The 7,911-nt window shown below is 50.7% G+C and carries 8 protein-coding genes (1 of these 8 running past the window's edge); 3 read left to right on the forward strand and 5 right to left on the reverse strand.

The features are described from left to right. Positions 1-272: 272 nt before the first annotated feature. On the reverse strand, positions 273-968 hold the full coding sequence (locus PsWM33_RS10285) for an orotate phosphoribosyltransferase (protein ID WP_057461032.1): 696 nt from the start codon (positions 966-968) through the stop codon (positions 273-275). Positions 969-1,163: 195 nt separating this feature from the next. Continuing rightward, a complete protein-coding gene (gene pyrC, locus PsWM33_RS10290; protein WP_063300147.1) occupies positions 1,164-2,210 on the reverse strand; it encodes a dihydroorotase in 1,047 nt (348 codons plus the stop codon). A gap of 409 nt (positions 2,211-2,619) precedes the next feature. On the opposite strand from pyrC, the gene PsWM33_RS10295 reads away from it, so the two are divergent. Together PsWM33_RS10295 and PsWM33_RS10300 are read left to right on the forward strand one after the other, a co-directional pair. After that, a complete protein-coding gene (locus tag PsWM33_RS10295; RefSeq protein WP_208994505.1) occupies positions 2,620-3,291 on the forward strand; it encodes a nucleotidyltransferase family protein in 672 nt (223 codons plus the stop codon). A 340-nt stretch (positions 3,292-3,631) separates the two neighbouring features. Continuing rightward, positions 3,632-4,288, forward strand: a complete 657-nt coding sequence (locus tag PsWM33_RS10300; RefSeq protein WP_063300149.1) for a nucleotidyltransferase family protein — start codon at positions 3,632-3,634, stop codon at positions 4,286-4,288. Positions 4,289-4,386: 98 nt separating this feature from the next. On the opposite strand, the gene PsWM33_RS10305 is transcribed toward PsWM33_RS10300, so the two are convergent. The 3 genes from PsWM33_RS10305 to PsWM33_RS10315 all read right to left on the reverse strand — a co-directional run bounded on the left by PsWM33_RS10305 (position 4,387) and on the right by PsWM33_RS10315 (position 7,133). Then, positions 4,387-5,592, reverse strand: coding sequence for a hypothetical protein (locus PsWM33_RS10305; RefSeq protein ID WP_063300150.1), 1,206 nt, complete (start codon positions 5,590-5,592; stop codon positions 4,387-4,389). 94 nt (positions 5,593-5,686) lie between these two features. Then, the gene (locus tag PsWM33_RS10310) at positions 5,687-6,454 is read right to left on the reverse strand and encodes a creatininase family protein (RefSeq protein ID WP_244276681.1); all 768 of its coding nucleotides are present in this window, start codon (positions 6,452-6,454) and stop codon (positions 5,687-5,689) included. A 31-nt stretch (positions 6,455-6,485) separates the two neighbouring features. Continuing rightward, positions 6,486-7,133 (reverse strand): NAD(P)H-dependent oxidoreductase, encoded by a 648-nt coding sequence (locus tag PsWM33_RS10315; RefSeq protein WP_208994506.1) that lies wholly within the window; start codon positions 7,131-7,133, stop codon positions 6,486-6,488. 436 nt (positions 7,134-7,569) lie between these two features. Here PsWM33_RS10315 and ctlX point away from each other — a divergent pair, with 436 nt between their 5' ends. Further along, a protein-coding gene (gene ctlX, locus PsWM33_RS10320; RefSeq protein WP_208994507.1) for a citrulline utilization hydrolase CtlX crosses the window boundary here: on the forward strand, positions 7,570-7,911 show its beginning. The gene runs 636 nt beyond the window's last position; only the first 342 of its 978 coding nucleotides appear in the window; its start codon is at positions 7,570-7,572; its stop codon lies off the right edge, out of view.

The raw sequence follows: 7,911 nt of genomic DNA on the forward strand, positions 1-7,911 counted from the left end.
ATGCTTCAGCGCGCAGGTTTTGCAGACTTTGTTGAAGCCCGTCACAAAATAATTCCTAAGCTGAACCCGAGTACCCGCGAGGTCTTCACCTCATAAAAGCTACATCTGCGTAATTATCATAAACTTTGCTGTTATCTATATGCTTTCGCTTCATGTTGCTTTTGTGGCAAAAACAACTTTGAGGCTATGATGTAAAGCAACGCCACAAAACAAAAAACGCAGAGCCAAAGCCCTGCGTTTTCATCAAATCTTGTGTCTGGCTATAGCTCCGCTTAGAGCGGTAGTTCGCTGACACCACCGTTGGCTGCGGACCATTCCAGCGGATTATTGAGGAACTTCTCAACTTCGTTCACCTTCTCAGCAGAGAAGTAATCGTTTGTGCGGCAAACGCGCAGGATGTCGTGCCATGTGGCAAGGTAGTGCAGGTTTACGCCATGCTCTGCCAGCTTGCCTTTCGTTTCCGGGAAGATGTCGTAATAGAACACCACCAGCGTGTCTGTCACTTCAGCACCCGCCTTGCGCAGCGCTTCGCAGAACTTGATCTTAGACCCGCCATCGGTGGTCAGGTCTTCCACCAGCAGAACGTTCTGCCCCTCGTGAATATCACCCTCAATTTGCGCATCACGGCCATAACCCTTTGGCTTTTTGCGCACATACTGCATTGGCAGCGCCATCTTATCTGCAATCCACGCAGCAAACGGAATACCAGCCGTCTCACCGCCTGCGATCGCATCAAACTTCTCAAAGCCCGCATCACGCAGCAGGGTTGCCACGGCAAACTCCATCAGGGTGCCGCGAATGCGCGGGTAGGAGATCAGTTTACGGCAGTCGATGTAAACCGGGCTCGCAAGACCGGATGCCAGAATGTACGGCTCTTCTGGACGGAAGTTCACCGCCTTGATTTCCATGAGCATTTTTGCGGTCAGTTCCGCCATCACTTCGCGGTCAGGAAAAGAATTGGAAAACATCGCTGTCCCTCAAGTCACAGTAGGTGGTTTAGAGCGTATTCCCGAAAAGTGGTTCCGGTTTTCGGATAAGAATACACGCGAAAACAAAGATCTTGAATGTGTGGGATGACAGGGAGCTGGCATCGCACGCATTCACGTCAAAAAAAAGCAGCTTGCCCCGGCCATATTAGGTGCAAACTGCTTTGAAACTCATCTTTAGGTCTCAACCTTCCAGAATATATCAAATCCCGGATTGAAGAGGGTCACCGGCCCGTCCGGTGTTGGAATACTCGGCGGGTAACTGACCTTTTCATCGGCCTTTACCAGATCAATGGTCGCCTCGTTTGGTGCCATGCCATAAAACGCCGGACCATTGAGAGAGGCAAATGCCTCAAGCTTGTCGAGCGCGCCTTCCTGCTCAAACACTTGTGCCAGACAGCTCATGGTATTTGGTGCGGAGAAGATGCCAGCACAGCCACACTCACACAGCTTGTTCTGGTCAAGATGCGGGGCGCTATCTGTTCCAAGGAAGAAACGGGCATCGCCAGATGTGGCCGCAGCACGCAGCGCAAGGCGGTGTTTCTCCCGCTTCGCCACAGGCAGGCAATAGAAGTGAGGCTTGATGCCACCGACCAGAATGTCATTCCGGTTGATGATCAGGTGGTGCGTGGTGATCGTCGCCGCCAGATTGTCACCGCCAGACTTGGCATAATTGACGCCTTCTTCCGTGGTGATGTGCTCCATCACCACTTTCAGCTTAGGGAACTTGCGGCGGATCGGATCCAGCACAGTCTCAATGAACACTGCTTCACGGTCAAAGATGTCCACGTCAGACGTCGTGACCTCACCATGCACCAGAAGCGGCAAGCCAATCTCGGCCATGCGTTCCAGAACACCCGCCACCTTATCAAAGTCGCGCACACCACTTTGTGAGTTGGTTGTCGCGCCAGCAGGATAAAGCTTCACCGCAGTCACCAGACCAGACTTGGCTGCCTGCTCCAGATCATCCGCATCGGTGGTCTCTGTGAGATAAAGCGTCATGAGGGGCGTGAAGACGTGCCCCTCTGGCATGGCTGCCAGAATGCGATCCCGATACCCGGCGGCATCCTTGCTGGTGACAACAGGTGGGACCAGATTAGGCATGATGATCGCGCGGCCAAAATTTGCAGAAGTTGACGGCAGAACGGCCTTCAGCATCTCGCCATCACGTAAGTGCAGGTGCCAGTCATCAGGCCGTCTAATGGTCAGGCGGGTCTCGGTCATCTTCATGCTCCGTGTGGTCGAAAGGCTGCGCGACACCGGTTTACTGCCCAATGCCACCAAATCTCAAGGAAAAACTGATGCTTTCGAGCATCTCGCACAAATACGTAGTTATGGGAACTAGCCCTTCGGGTGAAATGCGCTGCGTAACATTGCGAAAAGTACGCAGCTAGGTACTTCCCACTATCCACATCTTCATAGTTTCAAAGTGCCCCGCACAAATCCTATGCGAATCTACCTGTCAATTCTCACAGGTCGCCAAGCCCCAAATTTACATGGATTGATCTGGTGGGTGGATTATCATAATGTTCCTGTTATGTACTAAGTTAATTCACTTTTAGTTCTGGTTTTTGCAGGCGAGTCGTTACGGCAGTCTTCACAGCTTGATCTCTTTCAAATGAAAATCGTGTCCATGTCAGTTTTCACGACCTTCGCCTCATCCGGCCATTCAACTCTCAAGGAGAAGATCACCTCCTTGCCATCACGTGTTTCCCCTGTTCACCATGGCGCAGGTGAGCAGGGGCGCGTGTACTTTATCGAAGAGGTCATCCGCTCAACCGTGCTCTATGATCTGCTGAAGGTCTTGCGTGACGCCCGGTTGCCAGATGCCTGGCTTGCGTCGGGCGCAATCTACCAAAGTGTCTGGAACGCACTGACGGGCAGGGAGGCCGGACACGGCATCAAAGACTACGACCTGATCTACCATGATAAGGCGGACACATCCTACGAGGCCGAAGACCGTGTGATCACCAGCCTCGCCAAAGCTTGCGAACCGCTGGGGCTTCCAGTTGAAATCCGCAATCAGGCCCGCGTGCACCTCTGGTTCCCCAAGCACTTCGGCATGGACTATCCCAAACTCGGATGCTCGCTGGAGTCTCTCCTCTACTACGCCTCAACAACCCACTCCGTCGCCGCCCGCCTGCACGACGATGACCGCCTGCAAATCGAAGCCCCCTTCGGACTGGAACCCATCTTCCAAATGCAGATGCTCCCAAACAAAGTCCTGCCCAACGAAGAAACCTTCACCCGCAAAGCCAACCGTCTCACCAAGCACTGGCCGGAACTAACAATCATCCCTTGGTAGGCTGCCCCCAAATTTTATCCGCCTACCCAAAAGCCCGCTTTTCGATCTCAAAAGCGGGCTTTTGCACACCAACCACTTGTAAGAATTGAGATAACGATCTGAGCCATAACAACAAGCGACCTGCAATTGATCCTCAACATTGTTTACCAAGGCCCAACCCATCAATGGATTATCTCATTGGAATCTTTTAGTAGTTAGAAAGAGTAGAGCATCTCCCCGAGGCATGGCTTCCAGTCTTTGGATCAGGATATGCATAAACATGAAGTATCAGAGCATCACCAGTGATCCGGTTTGATCACCCGATACTCTGAAATGAACCGGTGCAGGCGTCATCAGGGCTATGCCAAAATTAGTGTGTCACTCAGCTTTGGCCAATGCCAACTTGGAGTACCTGGATCAGGCAACGCTTGCGGACCCTCAACTCACCAGTGAGGAGGATCGCAAGCGGTTACTTGAGCTGGTCCTGCGCTCCAACGCGCATCTGATTTCCGCAATGAAAGGCATCAGATCCCTCCGTCTGCCGGACTGGTGCATCTCCGGCCCTTCCATCGCATGGCCTCTTTGGACTGCATTGAAGGGCAAACCCGCCATGGCTGGCAATCACCAGCTCTACATCACCTACTACGATCCATCAGAGCAAGCCCTCGAAAAAGAAGCCACCTACCTGCGCCATATCCGTCAGATCCTGAGCGCTGGGCCTTATCAGGTGCACCTGTCCAATCAGGCAGGTCATGTCATCCATCATGACAGCGAGCGGATGAGCAATGGAACACCAGTCACATGCACCGCAGAAGCTTTGGTGCGCGATCCCGTCCAAACCTATGCACTCGGCGTCCGCTTAGAGACCAACGGAACCTTCACCGTTCTGGCGCCGTTCGGATTGTCTGGCGTTTTTTCAATGAAGATGGAACGCAATACCGGATACTGCGACGAAGAGTACTTCCTCTATAAACTCCGCCGCGTTGAAGCCATGTGGCCGGGAGTTGCTCTCAGATAGCTTTTGCTGGGGCGTTTTCCCAAAAGGTGTCCCGGCCTCTGGGCAGGAATATGCGTGTAAACGAAGAGATAGATCTTGGCACGTGTACGAGCCATGTCTTAACGAAGCGGCTGAACTGGCAAATAGCCTCTTTCTATCAAATGTACGGTCAAACCAACTGGAAACGGCAGGGCAACTGCATTCTCGTAATCGCACTTTGAACTTGGTGATCTATCCGGGCAAGCATACTTCCGGAGATCCTCTTGATCACTCCGACTTTTCTCTGTGGCTTGTGCGACAGCCTCCATCCCGTCTCCCAACCGCGCCCGAAGAGCTGCCCAACCTGCAAGGAAACCATTTTCACCCCAAAGCGCCTTCTCAGAGCCAGCTAACTCCTCGAGATAGGCCAGTTCTTTGCGAAAGGCAGGTTGATAGGCAGGGTCCATATTCACATCGGTGATTTCGTCGTAATAGAGCTTTTCAATGTAAAGCGGCGCAAAACTGCCTGCGTATGGCGCGAAAAGATAAAAGAAGCTGTTGTCAGCACTCACAAGCTCAAGTGTGCCGTCACCATCCAAGTCCTCAAAGCTATAGCCATACCCGCCATCCAGCACAGCGCCCTGAACCGTCACCCAGCTTCCCTCTCGATTTTGCGTGATGATCTGTTGATCCACACAGCAATGCGCCCCACCCGTAAACCGCTTGATCACGACCTGAGGAAACTCAGTCTCCCTGGCAAGGCGAATAACCTCAACGCTCTGGCCGTACTGAGGAAAATAACTTGGCTCCGTCTCAAACGAGAACACTTTATTCTGCCCAATCCATCCAACAACCTGCACCTTCGAATTCTTTGAGAATTCATCATTCGGGTCAGCCTGTTCCGTGATGAGGCCTGCATCGATACGCAGCTTTTCGAGTTTCAGAGAAAAATGGTTCTGCGCTTCAAACTCTCCAAAACGCGAGTTTCTGACGGGCCATACAGTCTCCAAGTAGCGGCGCCCGTGAGACAGATAAGCATCCTCAGGCAAATCAATCGAAATCTGCTGGCGTGCCAGTTGCAGATTTTTAAAGTTTACAGGGCCAACAACCACTCCAAACCAGCCGTTTTCTGAGCGAACCACCCGCACTTTATCCTGATAGGGTGTCCCTTGCAGAGCTTCCTGAAAGCCTTCCGCCAGCTGTACGGCTTTGGTTGCATCCTGCTTGCTGGCAAAAACAAGCCATTGTTGCCCGCCTGAAAGGCTGAGACTGTCTGCTGCAAAACTGATGCGTGGCGTACTGAAAAGTGTGAGCAATAAAACTGAAATCACTTTTAGAAATTGCATTGCTCAACTCCACATACAGTACTAACTAAAACCAATTAAAACAGGTTCTCCTGGTTGCTTCAAAGAGTTTCGCCAAAGCTAGCAACAGGAAACACTAATCAAACCGATTGATGTCGAAATCCGCTGTCTCTTGTAAAAACTCAATAAAGCCATCCACTTGATGCTCGGCGGTCAAACGCCCTTTCTCTGAACTTGCATTTGCAGCATTTCCCACTGTCCCATGCGGGTTCAAATCAGAAGCAATCCAGCCATAAGAAGGGAGCCCGGTTGGCCCCAGCCGGGCATTTTCATCAAGATCTTGAGCTGTTGAGCGGAAGTCTTGTGCATGCAACATGTCAACAAGGTCTGCCCGGAAATGCAGCATCAACGAAGTTTCCTCATCGCCTCCATGCAGCCCAAACTTCAACTCTTCTTCGCTAAATAGCCCTTTTGGTGCTCCAAAGCTGGACCAATGACATTTGCCAACCAACATCTTGCAGCGAATGCGAAGCTCCCGTGCGACAATGCCAATCAGATCGAGATTACCTCCATGAGAGTTGGCGATGATCATTTTCCGGATGCCACAGGCGGCAACGGAAGCACCAATATTAATCCAGTGTTTGGCTGCTGTATCCGCTCTCAGTGAGAGTGTCCCAGGCGCATGAATATGTTCATCGGACTTCCCGATGCATTGCAAAGGCAGAATGCGGAAGTCCAATGCTTCCGGTGCACGGGCACACAAGGTCTCAAGCATGCCCTCATTAATGTATGTGTCCACGCCAAGAGGTAGATGAGGTCCATGTTGCTCAACAGCGGCTGTCGGCAAAATTGCAATAGTCCTTTGAGCGTCGACTTTCTCAAAGTCAGTGGTTTTAAAATCCATCCAATAGCGTCGAGGAAACATGGCGGGTACCTCAGGAGTCTGTCGCTGTCCTCAGGCCATCTTTAGTTGGCCTGATAGGAGGGGGGTATGCTTTGCAGAGGCCTCGGGTCTTTCGGTCAATCACCTTTAAATGACGAAGCCTCGAGCTTTCAGTAGAGCTGTCCATGTTGTAATGGGCGACATATCTGGTTTTTACCCAAGGATTGCAAAGCACACGCACGCCGCGCAAAATGGTTTTCTTGCCGGGCGTGCCCATAAGAAAACTAAGCCATCTTGGCGCACCGCAGGTGGTAAAAACGGCAAGTTTCTTAATGTTCTGCAAATTTGGTTTGATCGCACCCTCTTCAGTCAGCTTAAAAGCAACTCCTGGCACCAGCACGCGATCAAGCCATCCTTTGATCATGGCAGGCAAGCCATACCACCAGGTTGGGTAAACGAAGATCAGCGTGTCGCAGCGCTGCAGTACATCAATGTGGTGCTCAAGACCCTGTTTGTTGAGAGATGTGTTCAAATAGCTGTCCAGATCGCTCTTGGTAAGGACAGGCTGAAAACCCTCCTCATAAAGATCAATGAGATCCAGGCTGACGTGTTGACGCTTGAGTGTCTCCATCACCTGATCAAGGACAGCTTTGCTGAAACTTTCAGAATTTGGATGACAATAAACGATCAGGGCATGCATGTTTCTATCCGGTTCAAATGTATTTCTATCAATTTATACCATGCTTTATGTCAGTTGATGCCTGCTTCTCATTGAGTTTCATCATTATGATCCTATGAAAACCGTCAGGTCCGTAATCCTTCTTAATTCAGCTGAGATTTTTGTAACCTAATGATAATATTAGGATAAATATGAAAAGTACTCAATTTTATTATGCTGACTCTACGGTGCATTGAAGTAATGTCTCAATATTTACACAATTTTGTATACTTTTTAGTGCGTACTTTCTGAAAGGCCAATTCAGAAGACAAGCTGTGAGCCACCAGGAGGAGGTGAGCCCCGGCAAGAAGAAGCGAAATCGCCAATCAAAAATAAAAACCGCTTCCAATCCTCCCAAAAAGTAATCTGCGCCCGATGAATGGTGCACTGTGTAACTCATCAAAAAGAAGCAGAACCAATGACGAACCACAGACCTACTCTCCGATCCGTTCAGGCTCCATCTGCCGTTGTTATGATCCGCCCTTTGTTTTTCAGCACAAGCAAAGATGCAGCTCAGAGCAGTTCTCGCAGTCTTATTGGTGAATCTCAAAGAGACATCGATTTTGCAGAACAGGCATATGTTGAGATTTCTGCCGCAGCAGATGAGTTGAGTAGGCATGGTGTTGATGTTCATCTGTTCGAAGATAAGTCCCGTGACACACCACACTCTGTTTTTCTGAACAATTGGTTGTCTACGCATGCAGGCGGTTATGTCACCATCTACCCAATGCAGGCGGAGAGCCGTCGAAAAGAACGTCGT

It is taken from the genome of Pseudovibrio sp. WM33 (genome assembly GCF_001623165.1).
Lineage (GTDB): Bacteria > Pseudomonadota > Alphaproteobacteria > Rhizobiales > Stappiaceae > Pseudovibrio.